At 44.4% G+C, this 25,208-nt stretch carries 27 protein-coding genes, 1 pseudogene and 1 other annotated feature (1 of these 29 only partly in view); of the genes and pseudogenes, 8 read left to right on the forward strand and 20 right to left on the reverse strand.

Annotated elements, in window-relative coordinates; translation table 11 throughout:
- Nucleotides 1-75: a binding site (T-box leader), on the reverse strand; it reaches 158 nt to the left of the window's first position.
- Nucleotides 76-134: 59 nt separating this feature from the next.
- Complete coding sequence (locus NYE53_RS13625; protein ID WP_004399157.1) at nt 135-305, reverse strand: YrzK family protein; 171 nt, start codon at nt 303-305, stop codon at nt 135-137.
- Nucleotides 306-437: 132 nt separating this feature from the next.
- Between NYE53_RS13625 and NYE53_RS13630 the strand changes: the two genes are divergently transcribed.
- Nucleotides 438-1,994 carry an SH3 domain-containing protein gene (locus tag NYE53_RS13630; protein ID WP_339245150.1) on the forward strand — a complete coding sequence of 519 codons (1,557 nt, stop codon included), beginning with the start codon at nt 438-440 and terminating at the stop codon, nt 1,992-1,994.
- Nucleotides 1,995-2,020: 26 nt separating this feature from the next.
- Here NYE53_RS13630 and dtd read toward each other — a convergent pair whose 3' ends face one another.
- The 8 genes from dtd to comN all read right to left on the reverse strand — a co-directional run bounded on the left by dtd (nt 2,021) and on the right by comN (nt 11,393).
- The gene (gene dtd, locus NYE53_RS13635; protein ID WP_004398689.1) at nt 2,021-2,461 is read right to left on the reverse strand and encodes a D-aminoacyl-tRNA deacylase; all 441 of its coding nucleotides are present in this window, start codon (nt 2,459-2,461) and stop codon (nt 2,021-2,023) included.
- 12 nt (nt 2,462-2,473) lie between these two features.
- Nucleotides 2,474-4,678: a GTP diphosphokinase gene (gene relA, locus NYE53_RS13640; RefSeq protein WP_003229747.1), complete on the reverse strand. Its 2,205-nt coding sequence runs from the start codon at nt 4,676-4,678 to the stop codon at nt 2,474-2,476.
- A gap of 167 nt (nt 4,679-4,845) precedes the next feature.
- Nucleotides 4,846-5,358, reverse strand: a complete 513-nt coding sequence (locus NYE53_RS13645) for an adenine phosphoribosyltransferase (RefSeq protein ID WP_003229745.1) — start codon at nt 5,356-5,358, stop codon at nt 4,846-4,848.
- Nucleotides 5,359-5,363: 5 nt separating this feature from the next.
- Nucleotides 5,364-7,724: a single-stranded-DNA-specific exonuclease RecJ gene (recJ, locus tag NYE53_RS13650; protein WP_339245152.1), complete on the reverse strand. Its 2,361-nt coding sequence runs from the start codon at nt 7,722-7,724 to the stop codon at nt 5,364-5,366.
- Between the two features lie 66 nt (nt 7,725-7,790).
- Entirely contained in the window at nt 7,791-8,114 is a 324-nt protein-coding gene (locus tag NYE53_RS13655) for a lipopolysaccharide assembly LapA domain-containing protein (protein WP_339245155.1), read from the reverse strand.
- A 75-nt stretch (nt 8,115-8,189) separates the two neighbouring features.
- Nucleotides 8,190-8,687, reverse strand: a complete 498-nt coding sequence (locus tag NYE53_RS13660) for a cation:proton antiporter regulatory subunit (RefSeq protein ID WP_047182962.1) — start codon at nt 8,685-8,687, stop codon at nt 8,190-8,192.
- Between the two features lie 157 nt (nt 8,688-8,844).
- Nucleotides 8,845-11,058, reverse strand: a complete 2,214-nt coding sequence (secDF, locus tag NYE53_RS13665) for a protein translocase subunit SecDF (RefSeq protein WP_015714442.1) — start codon at nt 11,056-11,058, stop codon at nt 8,845-8,847.
- A gap of 38 nt (nt 11,059-11,096) precedes the next feature.
- Complete coding sequence (gene comN, locus NYE53_RS13670; protein WP_003229735.1) at nt 11,097-11,393, reverse strand: post-transcriptional regulator ComN; 297 nt, start codon at nt 11,391-11,393, stop codon at nt 11,097-11,099.
- Between the two features lie 115 nt (nt 11,394-11,508).
- Here comN and spoVB point away from each other — a divergent pair, with 115 nt between their 5' ends.
- Entirely contained in the window at nt 11,509-13,065 is a 1,557-nt protein-coding gene (gene spoVB / locus NYE53_RS13675) for a stage V sporulation protein B (RefSeq protein ID WP_015251562.1), read from the forward strand.
- Between the two features lie 3 nt (nt 13,066-13,068).
- Here spoVB and NYE53_RS13680 read toward each other — a convergent pair whose 3' ends face one another.
- Nucleotides 13,069-13,725 carry a DUF421 domain-containing protein gene (locus NYE53_RS13680; RefSeq protein ID WP_015483509.1) on the reverse strand — a complete coding sequence of 219 codons (657 nt, stop codon included), beginning with the start codon at nt 13,723-13,725 and terminating at the stop codon, nt 13,069-13,071.
- A 197-nt stretch (nt 13,726-13,922) separates the two neighbouring features.
- On the opposite strand from NYE53_RS13680, the gene NYE53_RS13685 reads away from it, so the two are divergent.
- Nucleotides 13,923-14,312: a TIGR04086 family membrane protein gene (locus NYE53_RS13685; RefSeq protein WP_251187560.1), complete on the forward strand. Its 390-nt coding sequence runs from the start codon at nt 13,923-13,925 to the stop codon at nt 14,310-14,312.
- Between the two features lie 57 nt (nt 14,313-14,369).
- On the opposite strand, the gene yajC is transcribed toward NYE53_RS13685, so the two are convergent.
- From yajC to iolG, 9 genes are all read right to left on the reverse strand, one after another.
- A complete protein-coding gene (gene yajC, locus NYE53_RS13690; RefSeq protein WP_004398708.1) occupies nt 14,370-14,636 on the reverse strand; it encodes a preprotein translocase subunit YajC in 267 nt (88 codons plus the stop codon).
- Between the two features lie 36 nt (nt 14,637-14,672).
- On the reverse strand, nt 14,673-15,818 hold the full coding sequence (tgt, locus tag NYE53_RS13695; protein ID WP_003229725.1) for a tRNA guanosine(34) transglycosylase Tgt: 1,146 nt from the start codon (nt 15,816-15,818) through the stop codon (nt 14,673-14,675).
- A 26-nt stretch (nt 15,819-15,844) separates the two neighbouring features.
- Nucleotides 15,845-16,873: a tRNA preQ1(34) S-adenosylmethionine ribosyltransferase-isomerase QueA gene (queA, locus tag NYE53_RS13700; RefSeq protein ID WP_003229723.1), complete on the reverse strand. Its 1,029-nt coding sequence runs from the start codon at nt 16,871-16,873 to the stop codon at nt 15,845-15,847.
- Between the two features lie 29 nt (nt 16,874-16,902).
- Nucleotides 16,903-17,103, reverse strand: a complete 201-nt coding sequence (locus NYE53_RS13705; protein WP_003222669.1) for a DUF2905 domain-containing protein — start codon at nt 17,101-17,103, stop codon at nt 16,903-16,905.
- Nucleotides 17,096-18,100 carry a Holliday junction branch migration DNA helicase RuvB gene (ruvB, locus tag NYE53_RS13710; RefSeq protein ID WP_003229718.1) on the reverse strand — a complete coding sequence of 335 codons (1,005 nt, stop codon included), beginning with the start codon at nt 18,098-18,100 and terminating at the stop codon, nt 17,096-17,098. The genes NYE53_RS13705 and ruvB overlap by 8 nt, the downstream gene beginning before the upstream one ends.
- Before the next feature lie 10 nt (nt 18,101-18,110).
- On the reverse strand, nt 18,111-18,716 hold the full coding sequence (ruvA, locus tag NYE53_RS13715; protein ID WP_003229717.1) for a Holliday junction branch migration protein RuvA: 606 nt from the start codon (nt 18,714-18,716) through the stop codon (nt 18,111-18,113).
- A 137-nt stretch (nt 18,717-18,853) separates the two neighbouring features.
- Nucleotides 18,854-19,366 (reverse strand): sporulation cell-cell signaling protein BofC, encoded by a 513-nt coding sequence (bofC, locus tag NYE53_RS13720; protein ID WP_339245159.1) that lies wholly within the window; start codon nt 19,364-19,366, stop codon nt 18,854-18,856.
- Between the two features lie 47 nt (nt 19,367-19,413).
- Nucleotides 19,414-20,721, reverse strand: coding sequence for an MFS transporter (locus tag NYE53_RS13725; RefSeq protein WP_339245161.1), 1,308 nt, complete (start codon nt 20,719-20,721; stop codon nt 19,414-19,416).
- 70 nt (nt 20,722-20,791) lie between these two features.
- Complete coding sequence (iolG, locus tag NYE53_RS13730) at nt 20,792-21,817, reverse strand: inositol 2-dehydrogenase (protein ID WP_339245164.1); 1,026 nt, start codon at nt 21,815-21,817, stop codon at nt 20,792-20,794.
- Nucleotides 21,818-22,054: 237 nt separating this feature from the next.
- Here iolG and NYE53_RS13735 point away from each other — a divergent pair, with 237 nt between their 5' ends.
- Nucleotides 22,055-22,702, forward strand: a complete 648-nt coding sequence (locus NYE53_RS13735) for a phosphotransferase (RefSeq protein ID WP_024572252.1) — start codon at nt 22,055-22,057, stop codon at nt 22,700-22,702.
- Between the two features lie 45 nt (nt 22,703-22,747).
- On the opposite strand, the gene NYE53_RS13740 is transcribed toward NYE53_RS13735, so the two are convergent.
- Nucleotides 22,748-22,870, reverse strand: a complete 123-nt coding sequence (locus tag NYE53_RS13740; protein ID WP_003229707.1) for a hypothetical protein — start codon at nt 22,868-22,870, stop codon at nt 22,748-22,750.
- A gap of 84 nt (nt 22,871-22,954) precedes the next feature.
- On the opposite strand from NYE53_RS13740, the pseudogene NYE53_RS13745 reads away from it, so the two are divergent.
- From NYE53_RS13745 to NYE53_RS13760, 4 genes and pseudogenes are all read left to right on the forward strand, one after another.
- Nucleotides 22,955-23,029 (forward strand): annotated as a pseudogene (locus NYE53_RS13745) (hypothetical protein); the annotation flags it as partial.
- Nucleotides 23,030-23,032: 3 nt separating this feature from the next.
- Nucleotides 23,033-23,419 carry a DUF5412 family protein gene (locus NYE53_RS13750; protein WP_339248550.1) on the forward strand — a complete coding sequence of 129 codons (387 nt, stop codon included), beginning with the start codon at nt 23,033-23,035 and terminating at the stop codon, nt 23,417-23,419.
- Nucleotides 23,412-23,552 (forward strand): hypothetical protein, encoded by a 141-nt coding sequence (locus tag NYE53_RS13755; protein ID WP_004398683.1) that lies wholly within the window; start codon nt 23,412-23,414, stop codon nt 23,550-23,552. The genes NYE53_RS13750 and NYE53_RS13755 overlap by 8 nt, the downstream gene beginning before the upstream one ends.
- 163 nt (nt 23,553-23,715) lie before the next feature.
- Nucleotides 23,716-25,170: an alanine/glycine:cation symporter family protein gene (locus tag NYE53_RS13760; protein ID WP_339245166.1), complete on the forward strand. Its 1,455-nt coding sequence runs from the start codon at nt 23,716-23,718 to the stop codon at nt 25,168-25,170.
- Nucleotides 25,171-25,208: the final 38 nt, after the last annotated feature.

The following is a 25,208-nucleotide window of genomic DNA, read 5'->3' on the forward strand; positions in this document are numbered from 1 at the left end:
GATCCGCTTTCAGCCTGGGGCGGGTTCCTCTCTAATCATGCAATCTGACCTACTCTTCTCCATTATTGGTTCAAATCTTTCATCATTTGCTATGTACTCAATTTCTATTATAATAATGGGATTGGGGTTCTCTGTCAAGCTTTATTCCGGTTGTTTTTCCTCAGCGCTGCTTCTTTGGACATAAGACCAAATTCAGATGCTGTTTCCGTAAGATAACCAGTCGTATCGGGATCTGCGTGATCGCTGTAATGCAGATTCGCTTCACCGTCGTGAAATGCACGTCCCATTTTTGGATGATATTTCATGATTTGCACACCTTTTTGATTGTATTTACGCTTAGTATAAACAAATCATTTTATTTTTATTTAAAAATCAGAAAGGACTTTACGATATTAAACAAGAATGCTTTTTTAATGATCATCAGAAAGGAGGACACAATGAACAAGAAATACTTTGTCCTTATTGTATGTATTATTTTCACCGCAGCGCTATTCCCGACCTTTTCATCCGTTACAGCTGCTCAAGGAGAAGCGATCATCGCAACAGATGAAATGAACGTCAGAAGCGGCCCTGGGCTTAGCTACGGCATTACAGCGGAAGTAAAAAAGGGAGAACGCTATCCGATTTTAAAGGAAGATGGAGACTGGGTGCAGATACAGCTTGGTTCCGGAGAAAAGGGCTGGGTAGTCTCCTGGCTTATTACAAAGGAAGACCAGGCCAGCACAAGCTCCTCAGGAAGCAGTGACACTGTGACATCAACAGACCCCGATCTGCGGATGAGAAGCGGCCCGGGCACTTCCTACGAAGTCATCGGCAAATTCCCGCAAGGCAGCCAAGCATCTGTCATTGATAAAGATTCGGGCTGGATCAAGATATCCTATCACAGTGCCACCGGATGGGTATCATCTGAATATGTCACATCAGGAGGCAGCAGTTCAGCGTCTGATGAGAGTGACCAAACCGGGGATTCCGGTGCGTCAACGACGGGCACAGTCGGTGTTTCTTCGCTAAATGTAAGAGCCTCCGCCTCACATGACGCGGCAATTATAACAAAACTTGATCGCGGAACGAAACTGACGGTTCTCAACGAGAAAAATGGCTGGGCTCACATTGAGGTGAACGGGCTAAAAGGCTGGGTTGCAAGCCATTACCTTTTGACTAGTTCTGTTCCAGCTGATGATTCAGCAAATGCCGGCAGTTCACCCTCCGCTAAAAAAGCCTATATCATGTACGGAGGAACGAATCTAAGAAGTGATGCGTCAACATCAGCTTCGATCGTTGAGCGCGCTGCCAAAGGAGATTCATACACCATTACCGGTTCAAAGGGAAGCTGGTATGAAATAAAGCTTGATAACGGGCAAACTGCTTATGTAGCCAATTGGGTGGTCCAAACGTCTAAAAGCGCAGAAGAAGCAGGTGAACCGCCAGTCTCTGATTCCCCGTCTGGAAACGGCTCTCTAAACAATAAAACGATTATTGTTGACCCGGGACATGGAGGAAAAGACAGCGGAACGATCGGGTATTCGGGGAAATTCGAGAAAAACCTGACGATCAAAACGGCAAAACTGCTCGCAAGCAAACTCAGATCGGCTGGCGCGGATGTATATGTGACACGCCAGGATGATACCTTTGTCAGCCTGCAGTCACGGGTCTCTACGTCTCACTACCGCAACGCTGACGCCTTTATCAGCATTCATTATGACAGCTATGCGGATACCTCTACAAGAGGCAGTACAGCATATTACTACAGTCCTGCCAAAGATCAGGAACTCGCATCAGATGTCCACTCAGAAGTGGTGAAGCGTTCTTCCATTCCAGACCGCGGCGTATTATTCGGAGATTATTATGTGCTCCGGGAAAACAGACAGCCCGCTATGCTGTACGAGCTGGGATATGTAAGCCATCCGCAGGAAGAAGCCATTGTACATAGCAATTCATACCAAGAAAAAGTAACAGATGGGATCGAAAGCGGATTAGAGAAATACTTCCAATAAAAAAAGCTGCCTTTTGGCAGCTTTTTTTATTTTGAATCCATAATGAGCGTAACCGGTCCGGAGTTTGTAAGCTGAACATCCATCATTGCTCCAAACGTTCCGGTCTCCACTTTGATTCCTTTTTCACGAAGCAGGTCATTCCATTTTTCATAAAGACCTAAAGCTTTATCAGGTTTGGCCGCGTTCATGTAGTTCGGCCGGCGCCCTTTTTTCGTATCTCCATAAAGCGTAAACTGTGAGACGGATAAAATCTCTCCTCCTATATCTACAAGAGACAGATTCATTTTTCCTTCACTGTCATCGAAAATACGGAGATTGACAACTTTATCGGCTAAATAAGCTGCATCATCTTCTGTATCATCATGAGTGATGCCGACCAGCACCATGAGGCCTTGTCCAATTTGGCCGACGACCTCTTCGTCCACTGTAACGCTTGCTTCTGTTACTCGCTGAACAACTAATCTCATTTTCTAACCCCTTTAGTTCATGACGCGGCGCACAGAATAGATATCTCTAATCTGTTTAATACGCTCGACGACTTTGTGCAAGTGATTGATATTCTGAATAAAAATCGCCATATGAATGGTTGCCACTTTATTGCGATCCGATTTGCCAGAGACAGATGAAATATTTGTTTTCGTTTCATTCACTGCCTGCAGCACTTCGTTCAGCAATCCGCGGCGGTCATACCCAAGAATCTCTATCTCAACATTGTATTCCTTGCGCTTTTGAACCTGTGACTCATGCTCCCACTCTACCGGGATCAGCCGCTCTTGGGCTTCATTCGTTTTGACATTCGGACAGTCTTCGCGATGGACCGAAACCCCTCTGCCTTTTGTGATAAAGCCGACAATATCATCACCTGGCACAGGATTGCAGCATTTTGATAAACGGACAAGGAGATTGTCGATGCCCTTGACACGAACGCCAGCTTCCCGTTTTCTTCCTTGCGGGTACGGCTTAGGTTCCCCAGTAACTTCCTGAACGATCTTTTCCTGTTCTTCCTGATCGCGCTGCTTTCTCTCTTTTTCTGTTAGGCGGTTCGCCACCTGCAGAGCCGTGATGCCGTTGTAACCGACCGCCGCGTACATATCCTCTTCATTTGAGAAATTAAATTTGTCAGCAACCTTTTGAATATTCTCCGGCGTTAAAACATCCTTCAATTCAAAATCCAAGTTTTTAATTTCTTTTTCGACCAGCTCACGGCCTTTTTCGACATTTTCTTCACGCCGCTGTTTCTTAAAGAATTGACGGATTTTATGCTTCGCTTGGGATGTTTGGGCAAGCTTCACCCAATCCTGGCTCGGACCGTAGGAATGCTTAGAGGTGAGAATTTCAACGATATCACCTGTCCGAAGCTTATGGTCAAGCGTAACCATTTTTCCGTTTACTTTGGCACCGATTGTTTTATTGCCGATTTCAGAGTGAATCCGGTAAGAAAAGTCAATCGGAACAGAACCGGACGGAAGCTCGATTACATCTCCTTTTGGCGTAAAGACATACACCATGTCAGAGAACAAATCAATTTTGAGCGATTCCATAAATTCTTCTGCATCTGTCGATTCATTTTGAAATTCTAAAATTTCACGGAACCAAGAAAGCTTTTTCTCAAAGGTTGCACCTTCATTGGCTGCTTTCCCTTCTTTATAAGCCCAGTGAGCCGCAACCCCGTATTCCGCTATTTCATGCATTTCAAAGGTGCGGATCTGCACTTCAAGCGGATCGCCTTTAGGCCCAATAACCGTTGTATGAAGCGATTGATACATATTCGGCTTCGGCATTGCGATATAATCTTTGAATCTGCCGGGCATCGGTTTCCAGCATGTGTGAATGATGCCAAGCACCGCGTAGCAGTCCTTTATGCTATTCACAAGAATACGGACAGCCAGCAAATCGTAAATTTCATTGAATTGCTTATTTTGCAGCACCATTTTTCGATAAATGCTGTAAATATGTTTCGGACGTCCCGAGAAGTCAGCCTTGATATTTACTTCTTCGACACGTTTCTTCACTTCATTGACTACCTCATCAACATAAAGCTCACGTTCTGCACGTTTCTTCTTCATGAGGTTGACAATTCTGTAATATTGCTGAGGGTTCAAATAACGGAGCGCCGTATCTTCCAATTCCCACTTAATTTTTGAAATCCCGAGACGATGCGCCAAAGGAGCAAAAATTTCCAGCGTTTCATTGGAGATTCTCCGCTGTTTTTCCTGAGGCAGATGTTTCAGTGTCCGCATATTGTGAAGACGATCCGCCAGCTTGATCAATATGACCCTGATATCTTGAGCCATAGCGACAAACATTTTGCGATGATTTTCCGCCTGCTGTTCCTCTTGAGATTTATATTTAATTTTGCCGAGTTTCGTTACGCCGTCTACAAGCATTGCCACTTCTTCGGAAAATGCTTCTTTCAGGTCATCGAGCGTCACATCTGTATCTTCCACGACATCGTGCAAAAATCCGCCCGCGATTGTGGAAGGGTCCATTTCAAGATCGACGAGAATCCCCGCAACCTGAATCGGATGAATAATATATGGCTCGCCCGATTTGCGGTATTGCTCGCGATGAGCATCTTCAGCGTACAGATATGCTTTTTCGACAAATGCGATATGCTCATCAGATAGATAGCTGCGCGCTTTATCTATAACTTGCTCGGCAGTCAATACTTGTTCGTTCGCCATGGAATCACCTTTTTTAAAATGTAAACTGTATTGTAGTTTATTATCAAGAAAAAAACGAAAGATGTAAAGAGCAGAAGTTCAAATAGCCAAATATTATATAAAATAAATGCAAAACAATAGGAAAAAAGCACCCTGACATGGAGTGCTTTTTCGTTATGCGGTTATCCTTAGTATTTCATCAATGTTAAGATGTCGTAATCTTCGAGCTTATTTCTGCCATCAAGGTAAGAAAGCTCGATTAAGAAAGCGATACCAGCAACAACGCCGCCAAGTTCTTCAACAAGTTTGATTGTCGCTTCAATTGTGCCGCCTGTCGCAAGCAGGTCATCTGTAATAAGCACACGCTGACCAGGCTTAATCGCATCTTTGTGGATCGTTAATACGTCTTTTCCGTATTCCAAGCCATAATCCACTTTGATTACTTCACGAGGCAACTTGCCTTCTTTGCGGACCGGCGCAAATCCTACGCCAAGCGCGTAAGCAACGGGACAGCCGATAATAAAGCCGCGCGCTTCAGGGCCAACGACCAAATCAATTTGCTTTTCTTTCGCATATTCAACAATTTGATCTGTGGCATAGCGGTATACATCGCCTTTATCCATCAGTGTCGTAATATCTTTAAATTGCACGCCCTCTTTCGGGTAATCCGGTACAATTGTTACGTATTGTTTTAAATCCATCTGTTTTATGTCCTCCTCGTACTTTCATAAGCCTCTGAATCTTGTTTCATCAGCTTATTCAGCCATTCCTTCAGCTCTTCAGCAGAAGAATAATTCAGCTTTTGATCCAGTTCCATCAGCTGCTGTTTCGCCTGATATGTTTGTGAGTCTGTTAAGTCGCGCTTCTTTGCTCCGCTCACAACAGACAGCACACCATTCTCTATTTTAACAAAACCGAGATCAAAAAACACCTTTGTCATGAAATTGATTGTTTCAACAGACCAGCCTTTATGTTTTGCAAGCTCTGAACCGTGTTTTTTCACGTCAAAAGCGCCTCTTTTCAGCAAGAACGCATAATACCATTTAAAGTGGTCTCTTGCGGGAAAAGTTGATAAAAAGTGGTCCTCATGATTGAGAAAAATAAAATATATCCGCTCAGGCGCCTTGCCTTCCAGCAAACGTGCGAGCATGTCCAACGAAGGCGGCGGATCCAGTAATACAATATATGCACCATCGAGGTCAAACGCCTTTGCTTGATCTTCAGAACTGATGACGTGCACTTCTCGGCGAAGGTCTTCAGTTTGAAGCAGTGTTGTTGAGTCTTCTTTGAAAGAGACAATGGCCCGTTTAGCAGATGGAAGGGCTGAAACTGTGTCTTCCCACGTCCGTTTTCCCCTTAAATCAAACAGCTGCCATTCAGAAACAGCGGCATCCTTTATCATAAGCTGCGGCTTTTTTCGATTGTTCCATTCGTTGATTGACATCTCACCGACAATGGAAATTCTTGAACCCGGTACAATGCCTTCTTCAAGCTCGCCTTTATTAAAACCGACGCAATCAAGCTGGGACGACTCATTTCTGATCGTCATTTTGACATGAGTTTTATTTGCCCCTATCTTGCGGACATCTTCCAGTACTGCGTTTTCTACGAGAACGTGCGGTTTCGGGTTCAGCATGCCAAAAGGAGACAGCATGTTCATTTCTGCGATGCTTTCAACTGTAATGTCTTCGACGCCGCAGACAAGATCGACTTCCTGTACGGGAATAAAATCCTCTTCCGTAAGCGTATTGTCCGCTATTACATTCAGCCTGCTTCGCAAATCCGGCACATCTTCGACTTTCAGCGTCATCCCCGCAGCCATTGGATGGCCGCCGAAATGAGGAAGAATATCTCTGCATTCAGAAAGGCTCTCAAATAAATTAAATCCTCTGATGCTTCGGGCCGAACCTTTAGCGATTCCCTTTTCTTCATCAATGCCAAGAACAATGGCCGGTCGGTAGAAACGGTCCACAAGCTTTGAAGCCACAATCCCGACGACTCCCGGGTTCCATCCGGCTTTGGCCACGACAATTGCAGTTTGATCGAGCCCTTGCTGTTCAACCATTTCAATCGCTTCATCCGTCATTTTGCTGACCATTTTTTGGCGCTCTTTGTTCAGCTGATCAATTTCTGCGGCAAGCTCTTCCGCTTCAAACGAATCCTCTGACATAAGCAAATGAACAGCGGGATCCGCCTGTTCGATTCTTCCGACGGCATTCAGCCTTGGTGCGAGCTGAAATCCGACAGTTTCTTCGTTCGCTTCTCCGATGTCTCCGCCTGACAGCTTAATCAGCTCTTTTAAGCCGAGCCGGTTTGTCCGTCGAAGCCTTTCAAGTCCTAGTGTTGCAATTAATCTGTTTTCGTCATGCAGCGGGACTAGATCGGCAATGGTGCCGATAGCCGCCAGGTCAAGCAGTTCATCAGGAAGTTCACCCAATAAAGCGTGGGCAAGCTTAAACGCGACTCCAACCCCGGCAAGCTCCTTAAACGGGTAAGTGCAGCCAGGCTGCTTCGGGTGGACGATCGCATGGACATCCGGAAGCTCCGGTCCCGGTTCATGATGATCGGTAATGATGACATCCAGTCCGAGTTCCTTTGCCACCTTCGCTTCATGCACAGCGGCAATTCCTGTATCAACCGTAATGATCAAAGAGAAGCCCCGTTCTTTAATCGAACGAAACGCCTGTTCATTAGGTCCATATCCTTCTTTAAAACGGTCAGGTATATAAAAATCAACTTGAGCCGACAGTTTTTGCAGCGTGTGAAGCATGACTGACGTACTTGTAACCCCATCGGCGTCATAATCGCCATATATCATAATCTTTTCTTGTTGTGAAATCGCCTGCTTTATTCGATCTGCCGCTTCTTTCATGCCTTTCATTTCAAAAGGATCATAAAAATCGGCATCCTTTGTATGTAAAAACAGCCTAGCGCTTTCTGCCGTATCAAAGCCTCTTTTTACAAGCAGGGACGCAACAAGAGGTGTTATATGCAATTGTTCTGTGAGTGATTTGACCTTATCCTGATCTGGTCGCTGGATTTCCCATCGCATTTTTGACGCTAACATAAATTCACCCCTCAACCACCCTATTATACTAGAGCAGGCTGAGGGGTTTCAAATAATATTCGAAAACTAGTCTTTTTTCTCAATCAAGGCTGATGCATCCTGTGTGTCAGTCTGATCAGCAAGATGAGTATCCTCTTGTTTATGTATTGCCGTTCTATTTTCTTTCCGCAGTGTTTTTATTTCCCGCTTCAATTTCATTACCTGAAAAATGCCGACAGAAAATACGATCAGCGCTCCCATTAAAACTGAGCCCAAAATAACAAGAATGAGCGGCCATTCTGATCTTCCAAACAGGTAATCAACTTCTACGGATCGAACATTAATGACTGCGAAAATAGCGACAATTAAGGTGAAAATAAGTGCGAAAATAATGGTCCATTGTTTATTCATTCTCTTTTCCCCCAAACTTCTTATTGAGGTAACTTTCCCCATCAAGACTGGTTTTAAACATTGCTTAACACTAGGTTAAGCTCCCTTTGCTGTTAATTTTTCCCGGATCAGCCTCTTCAGTCCGGTTCCCTCACCGGAAATCACAAGTGTATCGCCTTCGTCAATGACTGTTTCAGAGCTCGGATTCAGTTGTTTATCCTGATTCTTTTTAACAATTGCAATGACCGTCACATGATATTCCTGACCCACATTCAACTCACCAATCGTCTGATGAATGGCAGGCGCTCCCGCCTCTGCTTTACACCACTCTATAATCAAATCATCAAGGGCTGACTCGACCTGTTCTAATGCTTTCGGTTTATAGGCCATTCCGCCAAGAATTGCAGACATTTGCCTTGCTTCAGCGTCATCAAACTGCACGGAGGCAACACATTCCTCATGGTCGTTTTCGTCAAAATAGTAAAGCTCTCTCCGTCCGTCATGATGAATGATAATTGAAATTTTATCACGGTTTCTAGTAATCATTTCAACTTTTTGTCCTATGCCCGGCAGCTCTGATTCGCGAACCCTCATATATAAACCCTCCTACATATCTGAAAACCAGTCATAAACACTTTTAACACCATATATATGTTTAAATGTAAGCGTATGTCATTATAGCAAATGTCTATTTTAAGTTCAATGAAACTTCAAAAAACAGGCTGCCCTGCAGAGGACAGCCTGATATTTTTTATTGCGCCGAATCTTTTTTCAGTTCTCTTCCTTTCCATGCAAGCCAAATTTGTGCGGCAATGTATAGAGAAGAATAAACGCCTGTTAACAGCCCGACCAATAAAGCAATTGAGAAGTTAGTAATAGAAGATGCTCCAAAGATCAGCAATGTCACAACAACAATCACAACAGTTAATACAGTGTTAATTGAACGTGTAAAGGTTTGCTGCAGGCTCAGGTTTACAATATGGTTCAGATCGGCAAATGTTTTCGGCTTGCGCTTTTTCATATGCTCGCGGACCCTGTCAAATGTAACGATTGTATCGTTAATGGAATACCCGATTATCGTCAAGATGGCCGCGATGAACGTAACATCTACCTCAAGCCTTGTAATACTGAAGAACGTGACGATAAAGAATGCGTCATATAGCAATGAGGCGATAGCAGCAATCGCCATTTTGTATTCGAATCGGATTGAAACGTAAATAATGATGCCAATAGAAGCTATAGCAACTGCGTACAGCGCATTTCTTGCCAGTTCCTTACCGACTGTCGGTGAAACTGTGCTGACATTTGGCTCAGATCCGTATTTGTCTTTAAAATATGTTTTTACTTTTGCTATGGTTTCTTTATCTGGCACCCCGACAAAACGGGCAACACCGATATTGCTCTTTTCGCCTGACAGAACTACAGTATCAGGGTCCATACCCAGAGATTCAAAATCCTTTTCAACTTGCTCTGTCGTCAGCTTATGGTCGCTTTGTACTTCAATCCGTGCACCGCTTGCAAAGTCAATGCCAAGATTCAGCCTGAACACAAGCAGGATAATAATCCCGGCAACCGTGACCGCACTGGAGAAAATAAAGAAGTATTTGCGTTTGCTCGTGAAATCCCATTTTTGGAATGGCGTATGCGGCTCTGTATTTTCATCCGTATCCTGAATATCCATGATATGTTTCTTATTGACACCAAACCAGCCTTTTTTCCGATCAAGCCATCTGCTTTCCACAAGGAGAGCGAGGAGAAATCTCGATAAGAAAACGGCAGTGATAAAGCTTGTCAAAATCGATAGGATCAGCATTGTCGCAAACCCTTTAACAGAGCTTGTCCCAAAGATAAAGAGCACAACCGCTGCAATAATGGTTGTAATATTCGCATCAAAAATCGTCGCAAATGACCGTCTGTTTCCTGAACGGAAGGCAGAGCGGACTGACTTTCCTAGCTTGAGCTCTTCTTTAATCCGCTCATAGGTAATAATGTTGGCGTCAACAGCCATCCCGACACCTAAAATGAGAGCGGCAATTCCCGGAAGCGTGAGTACGGCATTCATCCAGTCAAAGATCTGGAGTGTAATGTAGATATAAACAGATAGCGTAATCACCGCGATTAATCCCGGCAGACGGTAATAGAAAAGCATAAATAAGAAAATAATTGCGATACCGACAATACCGGCAAACACCGTATCATGGAGAGCCTGCTGGCCGAATTGTGCACCTACTGATGTTGAATATTTTTCAGTCAGTTTCACAGGAAGTGCGCCTGCGTTTAAAATGCTGGCTAAATCTTTTGCTTCTTGAACCGTAAATTGCCCTTCAATTGTAACGTCAGTTGTGTTTAATTCCTGACTTACATTTGGGGCGGATACATATTTAGGGTGCTCTTTTTGAACCTCTTTTTTAAAGGAGTCCCCTTTTTCATAATCCATCCAAATAACAAGCTGGTTGTTTGGCGCCATTTTCATGACCTTTTTGGTCACTTCGCCGAATTTATCAGCATCTTTCAGTTTAATGCTGACAATCGGTTCATTTGTTTTGGCGTCATACGTTTGTTTAGCTCCGTTTTCGACGAGGTCAGAGCCATTCAGCAATTCTTTGTCATTCGTATCTCTGAAAGAAAGCTGCGCTTCAGTCGCCAGAATTTCACGCGCTCTGTTTTGGTTTGTCACACCTGCGAGCTGAACGCGAATCCGGTTATTCCCTTCAATTTGGATGTTCGGTTCGCTGACACCGAGAACATTGGCCCGGCGGTTCAATGCCTCTACTGTGCTGACCAGAACGTCTTTTGTGATTTTGTCACCTTTTTTTACAGGCTGTACATCATACAGCACCTCAAATCCGCCTTGCAAATCCAATCCTAATGTAATATTGTTAGCGGCAGGCTTCGTAAAGTAGCCCAAGCCCGTGCCGATCAATAGAACGAAAAGGAAAAACGCAATCAAGCGTCCTTTTTTCATTATGTATATCCTCCCTTAAACCTGTGCGAATCAACCTGCTATCTCAGCAGTTCTTCCAATGCTTCCTGGCCCTCTTCACTGCCCAGCCAATTAGACGTTTTAAATGACTCAACGGTTGCATAGTTCATAAATTCGCCAATTTTCACTGATAAAATATCACTCGCCAGTTCATAAATGTTCAGTTCCGTTTTCTTTTTCCACTTCTTATCTGTTAAGTATGACCACAAACTTTCGAGTTCAACATCATCATACCCGAGAATCTTAAACTCTTCCAGTTTGCTGTAAAGAAACGGCCTGACGTGGTCTTTATATAGATCGGCTGGATGCTTCTCCACGAATTCCACGCTCCTTTTTTATTGTTTTTCAAGAAGACTTGTCATGCTTGGACGACATATACGCATATCTTTATTGTATATGATTCCAGGTAGTTTGAGAAGGCAGGGGGTAAAAATGGCGAAACAGACGTTTTTAAAGGGCACTCTTATCCTTATCGCAGCAGGAATGGTTACAAGAATGCTCGGGTTTGTCAACCGGGTGGTTATCGCCCGTTTTATCGGTGAAGAAGGAGTCGGGCTTTACATGATGGCAGCGCCTACCTTCTTCTTGGCCACTACATTAACTCAATTCGGTCTGCCGGTCGCGATCAGCAAGCTAGTCGCTGAAGCCAGTGCGCGCGGAGATCATCAAAAAACGAAAAATATTTTAGTCATGTCTCTGACCATCACGGGAGTGCTCAGCCTCATCTTTACACCGCTGTTTCTGTTTTTCGCCCCGGTTATGGCTGAAACGATGCTGACAGATAAGCGAACACTGTATCCGCTCTTGGCCATTACGCCGGTTGTGCCGATTATTGCTATATCGAGTGTGCTGAGGGGATACTTTCAAGGAAAACAGAATATGAACCCGCTAGCTATGTCACAAGTCCTTGAACAGGTCGTCCGCATTTCACTCGTGGCTGTCTGCACAACGATTTTTCTCCCTTACGGAATTGAATATGCTGCAGCGGGGGCAATGCTATCCTCAGTGGCAGGGGAGCTGGCATCACTTCTTTATTTATTCGTTTGCTTTAAGTATAAAAAGACAATTAAAATCAGAAAGCATTTTTTCCAGTCAATTAAAAACGGAAAACAAACCTTTACCCAATTAATGAGCGTGTCCCTTCCAACAACCGGGAGCCGCTTTATCGGAAACCTCTCTTGGTTTTTCGAGCCAATCGTCGTCGCTCAAAGCCTTGCCATCGCCGGTGTGGCAACAGTTGCCGCAACAAAGCAATACGGGGAACTGACCGGCTTTGCCATGACGCTGCTGACTCTGCCCAGCTTTATTACATATTCTTTGTCGACCGCGCTTGTTCCTGCGATCAGTGAAGGAATGGAGCAGAAAAAATTGCAGGTGGTGGAATACCGCTTGGAACAGGCGATGCGTCTCTGTCTGCTCAGCGGGGGCATTTCAGTTGTTATTTTATTTGTATTTGCAGATGAGCTGATGAGAGTGATGTACGGTTCCTCAGGCGCAGCTGTATTTATAAAAGTAATGGCCCCGTTTTTTCTGCTTTATTATTTCCAAGGCCCGCTTCAAGCTGTGCTGCAGGCGCTTAATTTGGCTGGAGCTGCGATGATGAACAGCTTAATCGGAGCGCTTGTCAAAACAGGCCTTATTTTTGTCCTTGCCACAAGGCCTTCTCTTGGCATTATGGGCGCGGCATTAGCCATTGTGACAGGCATGGTGCTCGTCACGCTATTGCACGCAGCAACCGTAAGCAAAGTGCTGCCGATCAGCATCAAAATCAAGGAGTATGCGCTCAGCTTCGCTGTTATTGTAATTTGCGGATTTATCAGCTCCGCCATCAAACAATATATAAGCTTTGGAGCATCTGAGGCTGTCAATCTAGCCGGATGGATTGCGGTGAGCGCCGCCATTTATATAATCCTCCTGCTCGTTTTCCGTTTAATTAAAAAAGATGAGCTTCGCCGCATTCCCATTATCGGACGTCTAATCGTCCGATAACGGTCACGGGCGGTGCCCATCTTTTTCATCAATAAATAATTCTCCGTCTGTAAACGAGCAAAAAGAAATATCTGAAGGGTTTGTGTATCCGTGTTTTTGCAAACTTTCGAGCAGCCATTTTTTATCTTTACTGATTCTGGACAGGTTTTCTGTTTGAATGAAGCCGTCTATAATGAGCGGCATTTCGAGCTGTCGATGCTCTCCGCTGTTTTCTTTCTTAACAATAGTCAGTTTGCCCGACGGCTCTAAAATGGCAAATGATACGTCAGCTACTCTGTCGATGCTATTTTCTCTGAGCTGAACCATTAAATCATCAAAATTATAACGCTGTGATTTCATGGCGTCTTCGTCAATTTTTCCATATTTGATAATTATGGTCGGCTTACCGTCAAGAAGCTGGCGGACTTTTCGGTTTTTTAAAGAAAAGTATGCCAAAGTCACTTGAATGATCATTAATACAAGCATGGGCAAAATGGTATGAAATAGATGATCGTCTACGTTTTCTATGGCTAAAACGGCAATTTCAGCCATCATGATAAAGACAACGAGATCTAAAATACTAAGCTCTCCGATCTCCCGTTTGCCCATGAGACGAAAAATGATCAATATCACAAAATACAATACGACTGTGCGAAACGCAATAGTGAGAAGCTCTTCCATCATGCACCTCCAACTCATTATAGGTTGCAACAAAATGATCAATTTATGTAAGAAAAACCGATTGCATTTCACAAAGCTTTTACGTCTAATTCATGGGATAAGGGAATACATTTTTACAAAGACGAGCCATCAGCATGTCTGACGGTTTTGAACAAAAAGAACAGAAGCCTTTTAATACAGGCAGAGAGGAGACAATCATGGAGGAAACGAAACAAGTTGGAAAAGGCATTCTTTACGGCTTAATCGCCATATTTTCAGCCATGCTCCTGACAAGTTTGGCGGTTTCACTTTTATTGACCGCTACCTCGCTGGAAGAATCATCATTTAACTGGCTGATCACAGCTATCTCATTTCTCTCTTTATTTATCGGCGGGTTCATTTCAGGCGGGAAAGGCAAGGAAAGAGGCTGGATGATTGGAGCATTGACTGCCATAAGTTTTTCTCTGATTATCTTATTGTTTCAGTATTTAGGATTCGGAAAGACATTTACAGCAGAACAGCTGATCTTCCATCTGGGATTTTTAGGGGTGTGCATGCTGGGCGGGATTTTCGGCGTGAACATAAGGGGAAACAGGTCTTCCACATAAAAAAAGAGCGGGCTCACTTGCCCGCTCTTTTTTGTTTGCTATGTATAGCTCCTGCTGTTATTCAGCAGCAGAAACTTCTCTGATCGCGCGGCGGTCGAACGTAAGACGTGTGTTATCACCAGTCTTAATTACGACTTTGCTTTCGTCGATAGAGTCAACAGTACCGTGCAATCCCCCGATTGTCACTACTGAATCGCCTTTTTTCAGTTCCTCTTGCATTTGGCGTACAGCCTTTTGCTGCTTTTGCTGAGGACGAATCAGCAAGAAGTAAAGGACCGCAAACATTAAAATAATAGGAACCAATGTACCTAAAGTGCCAGTCATCATTTTCACCCCTTTCTGTAAGCCTGTTATGTTTATTTAGAAGCTTTTCGCATTTGGCTTGTTATAGCCGTAACGCTCAAAGAACTCTTCTCTGAAATCACCCAGACGATCCTCGCGAATAGCCTGTCTTACCTGCTCCATTAAGTGTAACAGAAAATGAAGGTTATGGTAAGTTGTTAATCGAAGGCCGAATGTTTCATTACAGCGAATCAAGTGCCTAATGTACGCGCGAGTGTAGTTTTTACATGTATAGCAATCACACTCTTCATCAATCGGACGGAAGTCTCTTTCAAATTTCGCATTTTTCATATTGAGTCGTCCTTCAGCAGTAAACACTGTGCCGTTTCTTGCAATCCGTGTAGGCAGCACACAGTCAAACATATCGACCCCGCGGATCGCTCCGTCGATCAGTGCATCCGGAGAACCTACTCCCATCAGATATCTCGGTTTATCCTTCGGCAAGAGTGGTGTTGTAAATTCGAGTACACGGTTCATGACATCCTTCGGTTCACCTACAGACAATCCGCCTATAGCATATCCCGGAAAATCAAGGGAAATCAAGTCCTTCGCACTTTGTGTCCGCAGATCTTCATATTCTCCGCCTTGTACAATACCAAACAGCCCTTGTTCATCCTGACGATTGTGGGCATTCAGGCAACGTTCCGCCCAACGGCTTGTCCGTTCAACTGACCTCTTCATGTAGTCGTACTCCGCCGGGTATGGCGGGCATTCATCAAATGCCATCATAATATCAGAGCCGAGTGCGTTTTGGATCTCCATCGCTTTTTCCGGAGATAAAAACAGCTTGTCTCCATTTAGATGATTGCGGAAATGGACACCCTCTTCCTCTATATTACGAAACTTGCTTAAAGAAAAGACCTGAAAACCGCCTGAATCTGTTAAAATTGCGCGGTCCCAGTTCATAAATTTATGGAGCCCGCCCGCTTCTTTGACAATGTCTTGACCCGGACGAAGCCATAGATGATAAGTGTTGCTCAAAATGATGCCTGCATCCATTGCTTTCAGCTCTTCAGGCGACATTGTTTTGACTGTCGCTAGTGTGCCGACCGGCATAAAAACCGGCGTTTCAAAGGAGCCGTGAGGCGTATGCACTTTGCCCAGCCGCGCTCCTGTTTGTTTGCATTCTTTTATAAATTCATAGCGTATTGGTTGTTCAGCCACTTTTGATGAGGCCTCCTGTTCTCAAATTATATAATCAGCATCGCGTCTCCGAAGCTGAAGAAACGGTATTCCTCTTCCACTGCATGGTTATAGGCACGCAGAATATTTTCTCTTCCAGCAAGCGCGCTGACCAGCATAATCAATGACGATTTCGGCAAATGGAAGTTTGTAATCATTCCGTCAATGGCTTTAAATTCATAGCCCGGATAAATAAAAATAGATGTCCAGCCGCTTGATGCTTTAAATTGCCCGTCATGTTCCCCGGCAATCGTCTCAAGCGTGCGTGTCGAGGTCGTGCCGACAGAAATGATCCGACCGCCATTTTCTCTTACTTTGTTTAAGGCTGCAGCCGTTTCTTCTGACATTTGATAAAACTCTGCATGCATATTATGCTCTTCCACTTCATCGGCACTCACAGGGCGAAACGTTCCAAGGCCTACGTGCAGTGTGATGAACTCAATTTGCACGCCTTTGTCTTTCAGCTGCTGTAAGATTTCTTCCGTGAAGTGAAGGCCAGCTGTAGGCGCAGCAGCAGAGCCGATTTCTTTTGAATACACTGTCTGGTAGCGCTCTTTGTCATCAAGCTGTTCTTTGATATATGGAGGGAGCGGCATCTCTCCAAGGGATTCAAGCACCTCGTAGAAAATACCGTCATATTGAAATTCCATCTTTCTGCCGCCGTGCTCAAGCTCTTCCGTGCAGATTGCCTTCAATCTTCCGTCTCCAAATGTGACAACAGTTCCTTTTTTCACCCGTTTCGCAGGTTTGGCAAGTGTTTCCCATTTATCACCGGTTTCCTGTTTCAGCAAAAGAAGTTCCACTTTCGCGCCGGTATCCTCTTTTGTGCCGAATAACCGCGCAGGCAGTACCCGGGTATTGTTCAGGACTAGACAATCGCCTTCGTTAAAGAAGCTGATAATGTGTTTAAACGAGCTGTCAGTAAGCTCTCCTGTATGTTTATCGAGCACCATCAGCCTTGAAGCATCACGCTGCTCCAACGGTACTTGTGCAATTAAACGTTCTGGTAGTTCAAAATCAAATAAATCGACTTTCATGATGATTTCACCTTTATTCTAGTCTTTTGTTATTTCATTCTGCCAAAAAGATTAAGCAAAATTGATAATACCACACTTATAATAATACAAGTGACAACCGGGAAGAAAAACGTGACATTTCCTTTTTTTACAAAAATATCTCCCGGCATCTTGCCAACAAAATGCAAAACTGCTCCGATAATAAGCAAAACAGCACCAAGAATCATGATGATCTTAGGAAATTCAGTCATATCGGGGAGCCTCCATTTGGAAATGATGATAAACGGCCGGTGTCACGATCCTTCCACGCGGCGTTCTTTGTATAAATCCAATTTGCAGCAAATATGGTTCATATACGTCTTCAATCGTATGCGATTCCTCGCCGATGGTAGCTGATATCGTATCAAGGCCTACTGGGCCGCCATTGAATTTTTCGATCATGCCCATCAGCAGCTTATGATCAATATGATCCAAACCGAGGCGGTCAACCTGAAGCCGCTCCAGCGCATTCTGCGAAATGTCTTCTGTAATCCTGCTGTCACCCAGCACTTGTGCGAAATCGCGCACCCTTCTCAGCAGGCGGTTCGCCACGCGGGGCGTCCCTCTCGATCTTCTTGCAATTTCAAGAGCCGACGGTTTATCAATCTCAACCTCGAATACATCAGCGGTTCTTGTGACAATATCCGCCAGTTCTTCTTGTGTATAGTACTCAAGGCGAGACATGACGCCGAATCTGTCTCTTAAAGGAGCCGTCAAAAGCCCCACCCTCGTCGTGGCCCCCACCAGCGTAAAAGGCGGGAGGTCGAGCCGAACCGAGCGGGCAGATGGGCCTTTGCCAATCACAATGTCAAGGCAAAAGTCTTCCATTGCAGGATAAAGCACCTCTTCGATCGATCTGTGCAGCCTATGTATTTCATCAATAAATAATACATCTCCCGGTTCCAGCGCCGTTAATATAGCAGCCAAATCACCAGGCCTTTCAATCGCAGGCCCTGATGTCGTCCGCAATTCCACGCCCATTTCATTAGCAACAATCGAAGCAAGCGTTGTTTTTCCGAGTCCGGGCGGCCCGTACAGAAGAACATGATCCAGCGTCTCCTGTCTCATTTTCGCCGCATCTATAAACACGCGCAAATTTTCTTTTACCTTATGCTGCCCGATATACTGTGCCAGATTTTGTGGCCTCAGGCTCTGCTCTATCACTGATTCATGGTTGTCTGCTTCACTTGAGACGAGCCGTTCATCCATGAACATCACCTTACTTTAATAGTTTTTGTAATGCTTTTTTCACATATTGGTCTGTTGTCAGCCCAATTTCTTCTTTAAGGTGAGGAAGCACCTTTTTGATTTCTTTTTCAGCATATCCGAGAACCCTGAGGGCTTCAAGTGCTTCTTCAAGAGCCGTTTCCGCTGTTTGCTTTTCAAGCCTTTCTTCATGATTAAACAGATTTTCAATCATTTCAGGCACAACATCTGCCAGCTTTCCTTTTAAATCTAGAATAATCTGGCGTGCGGTTTTCTTTCCTACTCCAGGAAACTTGACCAAAAAAGCTTCATCTTCATTTTCAATTGCTTGGATGACCGCTCCGGGATCACCCGAGCCCAAGATGGCAAGTGCTCCTTTCGGGCCAATTCCGGTCACGTTTAACAGCTTTGTAAAGAGCGCCTTCTCCTCTCTTGTTGAAAAACCGTAAAGCGAAAAAGCATCCTCTCTGATATGATGGTATGTAAAAATCGTTTCTTGGCTTCTCTCCTTATATATAAACGGATTCGGCGTGAAAATCTGATAGCCGATGCCGCCGTTCTCTATGACAATATATTGGGGAGATACATAATCAATCGTCCCTTTAACAAATTCAATCACGCAAATTCACCTCTTTGACTGTTCTTCATTGTACCATAAAAACAGCCAAAGTCTTATAGAAAAGTTAACATATGTTCGCTTCTCTCTCATTCTTCACGAAAAAAAAGACATGAATACATGTCTTCAATCAGCGGACGTTACCCGCTGTATGTCTTCATATGTTCGATGACATCCTCAAACTCCGCTTTTGTCCGAAATGGAATGCCTTTCAGCAGATTTTTTTGCATATGGCTTTCCAGCCTTTCTAAATCAATTTGAAAAAAAGACTGAATTGGTTCGGAAGCTGGCTCAGGCCGCCCATGAAAAGTGGAAATCACTCCATTATCCGATACACCGATATACCCGTTGACCTTGCTGAGCGGAGATATATCGTCCATTTGCTTCCGGAAGAGCACATATCCCTTTTTTTGTTCCACAAGCGTCCACCCGGCATAAGCTACCCAAAAATCATCCATAGAAAACACTTTTTCATGCTTATGCTCAATGCTGACATCGCCGTCCAAATACACCTTTTCAAGCTGCACATGCACCTGCAGCGGCTCATAGTGCTCCACTTCCGCGCCAAGTGCGCGGGAAGGAGCTCCTATTAAAAATACTGCCGCTGAGCAAAGAATGCCCAGCAAAAGATACGCCGTGCTGAATCGTTTCACCCTCTACACCTCTTTGCACACGTTTATGATTAGTTTGACCAAAGAGGCTACTGCTTAACCGTTTTATCAAAATTTGTCTGCACATTTTCCCTGACAAACCGTTCCTCCGTATACACATCTGTGCTTTGCTCAGAAATTGTCAAGAATCGCGTCAGAAAGCCACTGAAAAAATACAATGCCGCAAAGATCCAAATCACGCCGCCTGCACCGAGCGGCCCAATGAAAAGACTCACGATGCCCGGCGCGATAAACGCACATAAACCAGATCCCAAATTCAACACTGACATGGCAGCACCTTTATTATCAGGTGCAAGCGTCGGCAAAAGCGCGCTTAATGGGACGTACCCTGCTAAAGCCGCGCCGTAGCAGCAGGCGATAATCATGAGCACCCAATACTGATGCCCGATCAGCTGAGGCGTGTAATACAGCGCCAGCGTAAAAATACCGCATCCGACACCGCCAAACCACATGACCGTATTGCGCCAGCCAAGTTTATCTCCGACTGCACCGAAAATGATATTAAACACAATATTCACAAAAAACAGCGTCCCCCATATTTGCAGCCATTCCGAAACCGAATACCCGTATCGTGCTAAATAAGTAGGAAGAAAGATGGCAAATCCAAATTGTCCTATCGCATTAATCGTCTTGACCACTCCGCCGATGCCGACCTTAGGATTTTCAAACATAATTGTAAATGCCTTGGACAGCTCTTTCCATTTCGGCTGATCTTGTTTTTGTATCGGAGTAAATTTATCTTTGTTAAAAAATAAGGCCAGAAATCCGCCTGCCGCCACAAACAGTAAAGCGCTCCAAAGCGTATTGATTTCTCCAAAGGCCGGAACCGCATAGCTGGAATAGAACGGGCCGAGCACGTTAAGGCCGCACGTAAACATAAACCAAAACCAGCCGACGGCTTTTCCGAGAATATTTTGAGAGGTGCTGTATGACACCCATACGAGAAAAGAGTATGCAAACAGCGGATATCCCAAGCCTCTAAGAGCATAGCTGCCCAAGAGAGCCGGATAATACATATGAGGAATCGCCCAGCCGATAAAAGCGGCCGAACCGAGGATAAATGCAAGCAATCCGACAGTCATCGTTTTTCTCGGCCCCCAAGTTTGGACAAACGTTCCTGAAAGCCAAGCTGAGATGGTGACAGCAATGCCGTACATGGTAAATAACGATGCGGATTGCTGCATACTGAGACCATGATCAACGAGAAAAGGAGACAGCCAGCCTTGTTCGAGGCCGTCTCCAACCATAAAGATGACAACGCCAATATAACCCCAAACCATGTGAGAAGGAATTCCGATTTTGTTCAAAACATTTCCTTTAGCATGTACTGTATTCATTTTCTCCACCGCCTACTTAAAGTATCAATGGAGTATATACCCAAGCTTGCTGAATTGTAATCCTGTTAGATTAAAAAGCGATTTTTTCAGTGTGCTCAATGCTGACAGGCATGCCAAAAGCAAGCGATTGCTGTGCTGCTCTGGCGATCCTTCCGGCCTGAAAACCGTCATTGCCGGTGCAGGGAGTCTCCTGGTTTGTGCCGATCGCTTCTGCAAAACGGAGAATCTCCTCCTCATATGAATCCTTATAGCGTTCAAGGAAAAAGAAATGCGGTTTATCCTTCATCACAAAATCAGCTGTTGACACCTCAACCGTTGTCGGCCTGCTATTGTCAGCCGCTGCAGAGCCTTTCGTCCCGAAAACCTCAACCCGCTGGTCATATCCGTACACAGCTTGGCGGCTGTTATCAATCACAGCCATGGCACCGTTTTCAAAAGTCAGTGTAATAACAGCTGTATCAATATCACCCAGTTCCGCAAAAGAAGGATTCACCAAAGCCGCCCCTTTGGCATACACTTCCGTCACTTCGCTTCCCATAATATATCTGGCCATATCAAAATCATGGATCGACATATCCATAAACAATCCGCCTGACGTACGGACATAATCTATATTCGGCGGTTCTGGGTCCCGGGACGTGATTCTTAATAAATGAGGTGTGCCGATTTCACCATTTTCAACAATCGTTTTGATTTTCTTAAAATGAGGATCAAAGCGGCGGTTAAATCCGACTTGAAGTGTTACCCCGTGTTTCCGGACAGCCGCAAGCGCTTCACTCGTTTCGTCCAGAGAGAAACTAACGGGCTTCTCACAAAATATATGCTTTTTCGCCTCGGCTGCTTCTTTGATCATCTGTGCATGTACGGCTGTAGGAGAGCAAATAAAAATAGCATCAATATCAGGATCATGTAATAAATCACGATAATCAGAGGTTATGTATTCAATCTGATGACTGTCGGCCCAGCTTTTTATACGGCTTGCCTGAATGTCAGAGACTGCTTTTATTTTCATGTGAGGAATCCGGCTTATATTTTGAACATGAAGTTTGCCGATGCGGCCTGCACCGATAATCCCTGTCACAATCTGTTTTGTCATGGCTTCTTCCCCCTTGATCATTCACGAAAGCGCTTTATTTAAAATTAATACTATCCCATTTGTAAGCGCTTTTCAAGAATGGAAATTAAACGTTCTATGTCTCTTTTATCACAATTCATGCTTATAAGTAGCCTTCTTCTTCAAGACCAGATACACTAGAATTAGGCTCTTTTTCCTGAACAGTTTATGATTTTCCTATAAACAGCTGCATAAAATAGAGCAAAGAAGGTGAATGAAATGCTGACAAAAGCAGAGGCACTGGCCCATTCCGTCATATACCGCAAGAACAGCAGATTTGATAAAGTCAAAGAGAAATCCGAGGAATTAACACTAATCGGCAAGGGAAGAAGCGCCTATGTGTTTGCCTTAACAGAAGGCGGTCGAAAAATGGCGCTGAAAGTATTTTTTCCGGAATATCAAGCGACAGCAGTCAAAGAAGCAGCGATCTATGAAAAATTAGCCGGGTCCGCATTCTATCCTGACATTTACGAAACTGGCGATTCATTTATTCTCATGGAATATATTAAAGGTGAAACCTTTTATAACTGTCTGAAGAAAGGCATTGCAATCAGTGATGACATGATTCAGCAGGTTGAAGAAGCGCTTTCTGACGCCCGGGCAGCCGGACTGAACCCGTCAGATATTCATTTGCGGAATCTGATATTGACAGAAACCGGGGCGGTGCGGGTGATTGATGTTGCGAGATTTGAGCAAACAAAAACATGCACGCAGTGGGACGACTTAAAATCCGCATATCATGCACTCTACAAAAAACCGATATTCCCCAAAAAGATTCCGGGTTTTTGGCTGGAGATCATCGCATTTTTATATAAGAAAGATTGGTTTCAAAAGCATTTCGCACAGCGGAAAAGAAAATATTCTTAAATCAAAAAGGCAGCCGCACAAGCGGCTGCCTTTATCATGTATTTTTTACTTTCTGACGGCAGAAATCAGTTTCATTTGTTCAGGCGACAGCTTAATTCGATAGCCTCTCACAGTTAAGTAGACCGCTTCTGGGTCCTTCTCGCCGGAATGACAATACGTTTTTTCCATTTCTGTCTCCCCTCACCCTTTATTGGCTTTATTTCATCTTATCATTGCTTTATTAAGGTAATTTTAAAGAAATGTAAAGATCATATGAATCCGATATATAGTAAAATGAGAGAAAAAAAGGGAGAGAGTCACATTAAGACACGCAGCAACATCCCGCTTATTATGTTTGCCCTGCTGGTCTTCTTCGGCGGCGCCATCTATTGGATGTTATTTTCACTAAAAAACGTTCCGAAAGGCAATCTCGTCCAATCGGTTGAATCGCCGGACGGCAGCTATACGTTAAACACTTATGTATCCGAAAACACCTTGAGCTTAGATGCAGCCAGAGGTGAACTTGTAAATGAAAAAACACTTGTCAAGAGAACAATCTACTGGAATTACCCGGACAGCCGCCCAGCAGTGACGTGGGTCAATCACAATACAGTGAAAATCGGCAATCAGACTTTACATCTTGATACTGATGAAACGTATGATTGGCGAAAAGATGATCATTGGATCCGTGAAGAACCGCCGCAGGCAGGCGTCAGTGAGGTGATGAAACATGAATAAGATGAACGGAACAAATGATGAAAAGCATTTCAATCATTTTGTGATTGCTTTATCCTTTATATACGGTTTGACTGAACTAGGCTATTTGTTGCTGAAGGATTTTATAACAATTGCCATAAGTTTGCCTCTGTAGAAAAACGCAGCGTAGTCGATACGCCGCGTTTTTTCTTTTTCCCTTCCTCTTCTTATTGATAATTACAGGTCATATAATGTGACAAATCGATTGTAGAAATAGTTCGTTTAGACCAAAATCCTTTTTATACATGTATTCGAATTTGAAGTGAGGGGGAAGCTTGATGGCAGATTTTGTTACTAGTTTGAATGCGGTCTTATGGAGTACGCCCGTCATTTATATTTTATTGGGAATTGGATTCGCCTTTTCAATTATGACCCGTTTTTTACAAGTCCGACATTTAAAAGAAATGATTGTTCAGATGTTCAAAGGCAAGAGCTCTGAAGCCGGCGTTTCATCTTTCCAAGCGTTATCGATTGCGCTGTCCGGCCGTGTGGGCACAGGAAACATCGCGGGAGTGGCGACAGCAATTGCATTCGGCGGACCCGGTGCAGTGTTCTGGATGTGGGCGATTGCCTTTATCGGGGCGGCGAGTGCCTTTGTAGAATCAACGCTTGCTCAAATTTACAAAGTGAAACAAGACGGTCAATATCGGGGCGGCCCTGCTTATTATATAGAAAAAGGCTTAGGCATTAAGTGGTTTGCCGTCTTATTTGCCGCTGCTGCCCTTATTGCAATGGCCTTTCTAATGCCGGGCGTACAGTCCAACTCCATTGCGGCTGGGATCCAAAATGCATTCGGCATCTCTCCTTTCGTCACAGGGTGTGGTCTGGTTTTATTATTAGGGTTCATTATTTTTGGCGGCGTCAAACGAATTGCCAATGCGGCGCAAATGATTGTTCCATTTATGGCCATTGGATATATCCTGCTGTCTTTGATTATTATTGTCATGAATGTGTCTGAATTGCCTGCTGTGATCTCATTAATATTCAAAAGCGCCTTTGCATTGGATTCCGCTTTTGGCGGCTTGATCGGCATGGCGATTTCCTGGGGCGTTAAACGTGGCATTTATTCAAACGAAGCCGGCCAGGGAACAGGCCCGCATCCGGCAGCTGCTGCAGAGGTTTCTCATCCGGTCAAGCAGGGACTGGTTCAGGCATTTTCTGTTTATATTGACACCTTGTTTGTATGTTCCGCTACAGCTTTCATGATCTTGTTTACCGGCATGTACAATACCCAGGCTGCAGATGGTTCCTTTATCGTTCACCAGCTTAAAGGCGTAGAAGCAGGACCTGGTTTCACACAAGCGGCAATTGACAGTGTTCTGCCTGGATTCGGTGCAGGCTTTGTTGCCATCGCTTTATTCTTCTTCGCTTTTACAACAATTATGGCGTATTACTACATCGCAGAAACAAATATCGCCTATTTAGCACGAGGCAGAGAAAGCAAATGGGCGATGCTTGGCTTAAAACTGATTATTTTAGCCGCCACGTTCTATGGTACTGTGAAAACAGCTTCACTTGCTTGGGCATTAGGGGATGCAGGGCTTGGCATTATGGTATGGCTGAACGTCATTGCCATTGTGCTGCTTGCCAAACCGGCGCTTCTTGCTTTAAAGGATTATGAGCGCCAAAAGAAGCAGGGCTTAGACCCGGTCTTTGATCCAAAAGCGCTGGGTATCAAAAACGCTGATTTCTGGGAGAAAGAATACACTCATGAAAGTGAACGTGTCTCCTGAACATACTAAAACCGGCCCGATATGACATCGTGCCGGTT

Origin of the sequence: Bacillus sp. FSL R5-0523 (assembly GCF_037975295.1) — a bacterium.
Taxonomy (GTDB): domain Bacteria; phylum Bacillota; class Bacilli; order Bacillales; family Bacillaceae; genus Bacillus; species Bacillus subtilis.

Coding starts and splice junctions, on each gene's coding strand:
- ruvB (WP_003229718.1), bottom strand. CDS start 18,100: ATGGATGAACGGCTCGTCTCAAGTGAAGCAGACAACCATGAATCAGTG.
- queA (WP_003229723.1), bottom strand. CDS start 16,873: ATGAAAGTCGATTTATTTGATTTTGAACTACCAGAACGTTTAATTGCA.
- NYE53_RS13750 (WP_339248550.1), top strand. CDS start 23,033: ATGTTTGCCCTGCTGGTCTTCTTCGGCGGCGCCATCTATTGGATGTTA.
- dtd (WP_004398689.1), bottom strand. CDS start 2,461: ATGAGATTAGTTGTTCAGCGAGTAACAGAAGCAAGCGTTACAGTGGAC.
- NYE53_RS13625 (WP_004399157.1), bottom strand. CDS start 305: ATGAAATATCATCCAAAAATGGGACGTGCATTTCACGACGGTGAAGCG.
- spoVB (WP_015251562.1), top strand. CDS start 11,509: ATGGCGAAACAGACGTTTTTAAAGGGCACTCTTATCCTTATCGCAGCA.
- NYE53_RS13630 (WP_339245150.1), top strand. CDS start 438: ATGAACAAGAAATACTTTGTCCTTATTGTATGTATTATTTTCACCGCA.
- NYE53_RS13680 (WP_015483509.1), bottom strand. CDS start 13,725: ATGGAAGAGCTTCTCACTATTGCGTTTCGCACAGTCGTATTGTATTTT.
- iolG (WP_339245164.1), bottom strand. CDS start 21,817: ATGACAAAACAGATTGTGACAGGGATTATCGGTGCAGGCCGCATCGGC.
- NYE53_RS13740 (WP_003229707.1), bottom strand. CDS start 22,870: ATGGAAAAAACGTATTGTCATTCCGGCGAGAAGGACCCAGAAGCGGTC.
- relA (WP_003229747.1), bottom strand. CDS start 4,678: ATGGCGAACGAACAAGTATTGACTGCCGAGCAAGTTATAGATAAAGCG.
- NYE53_RS13645 (WP_003229745.1), bottom strand. CDS start 5,358: ATGGATTTAAAACAATACGTAACAATTGTACCGGATTACCCGAAAGAG.
- NYE53_RS13660 (WP_047182962.1), bottom strand. CDS start 8,687: ATGAGGGTTCGCGAATCAGAGCTGCCGGGCATAGGACAAAAAGTTGAA.
- NYE53_RS13725 (WP_339245161.1), bottom strand. CDS start 20,721: ATGAATACAGTACATGCTAAAGGAAATGTTTTGAACAAAATCGGAATT.
- NYE53_RS13755 (WP_004398683.1), top strand. CDS start 23,412: ATGAATAAGATGAACGGAACAAATGATGAAAAGCATTTCAATCATTTT.
- yajC (WP_004398708.1), bottom strand. CDS start 14,636: ATGACTGGCACTTTAGGTACATTGGTTCCTATTATTTTAATGTTTGCG.
- NYE53_RS13685 (WP_251187560.1), top strand. CDS start 13,923: ATGGAGGAAACGAAACAAGTTGGAAAAGGCATTCTTTACGGCTTAATC.
- secDF (WP_015714442.1), bottom strand. CDS start 11,058: ATGAAAAAAGGACGCTTGATTGCGTTTTTCCTTTTCGTTCTATTGATC.
- NYE53_RS13760 (WP_339245166.1), top strand. CDS start 23,716: ATGGCAGATTTTGTTACTAGTTTGAATGCGGTCTTATGGAGTACGCCC.
- NYE53_RS13735 (WP_024572252.1), top strand. CDS start 22,055: ATGCTGACAAAAGCAGAGGCACTGGCCCATTCCGTCATATACCGCAAG.
- recJ (WP_339245152.1), bottom strand. CDS start 7,724: ATGTTAGCGTCAAAAATGCGATGGGAAATCCAGCGACCAGATCAGGAT.
- NYE53_RS13705 (WP_003222669.1), bottom strand. CDS start 17,103: ATGACTGAATTTCCTAAGATCATCATGATTCTTGGTGCTGTTTTGCTT.
- NYE53_RS13655 (WP_339245155.1), bottom strand. CDS start 8,114: ATGAATAAACAATGGACCATTATTTTCGCACTTATTTTCACCTTAATT.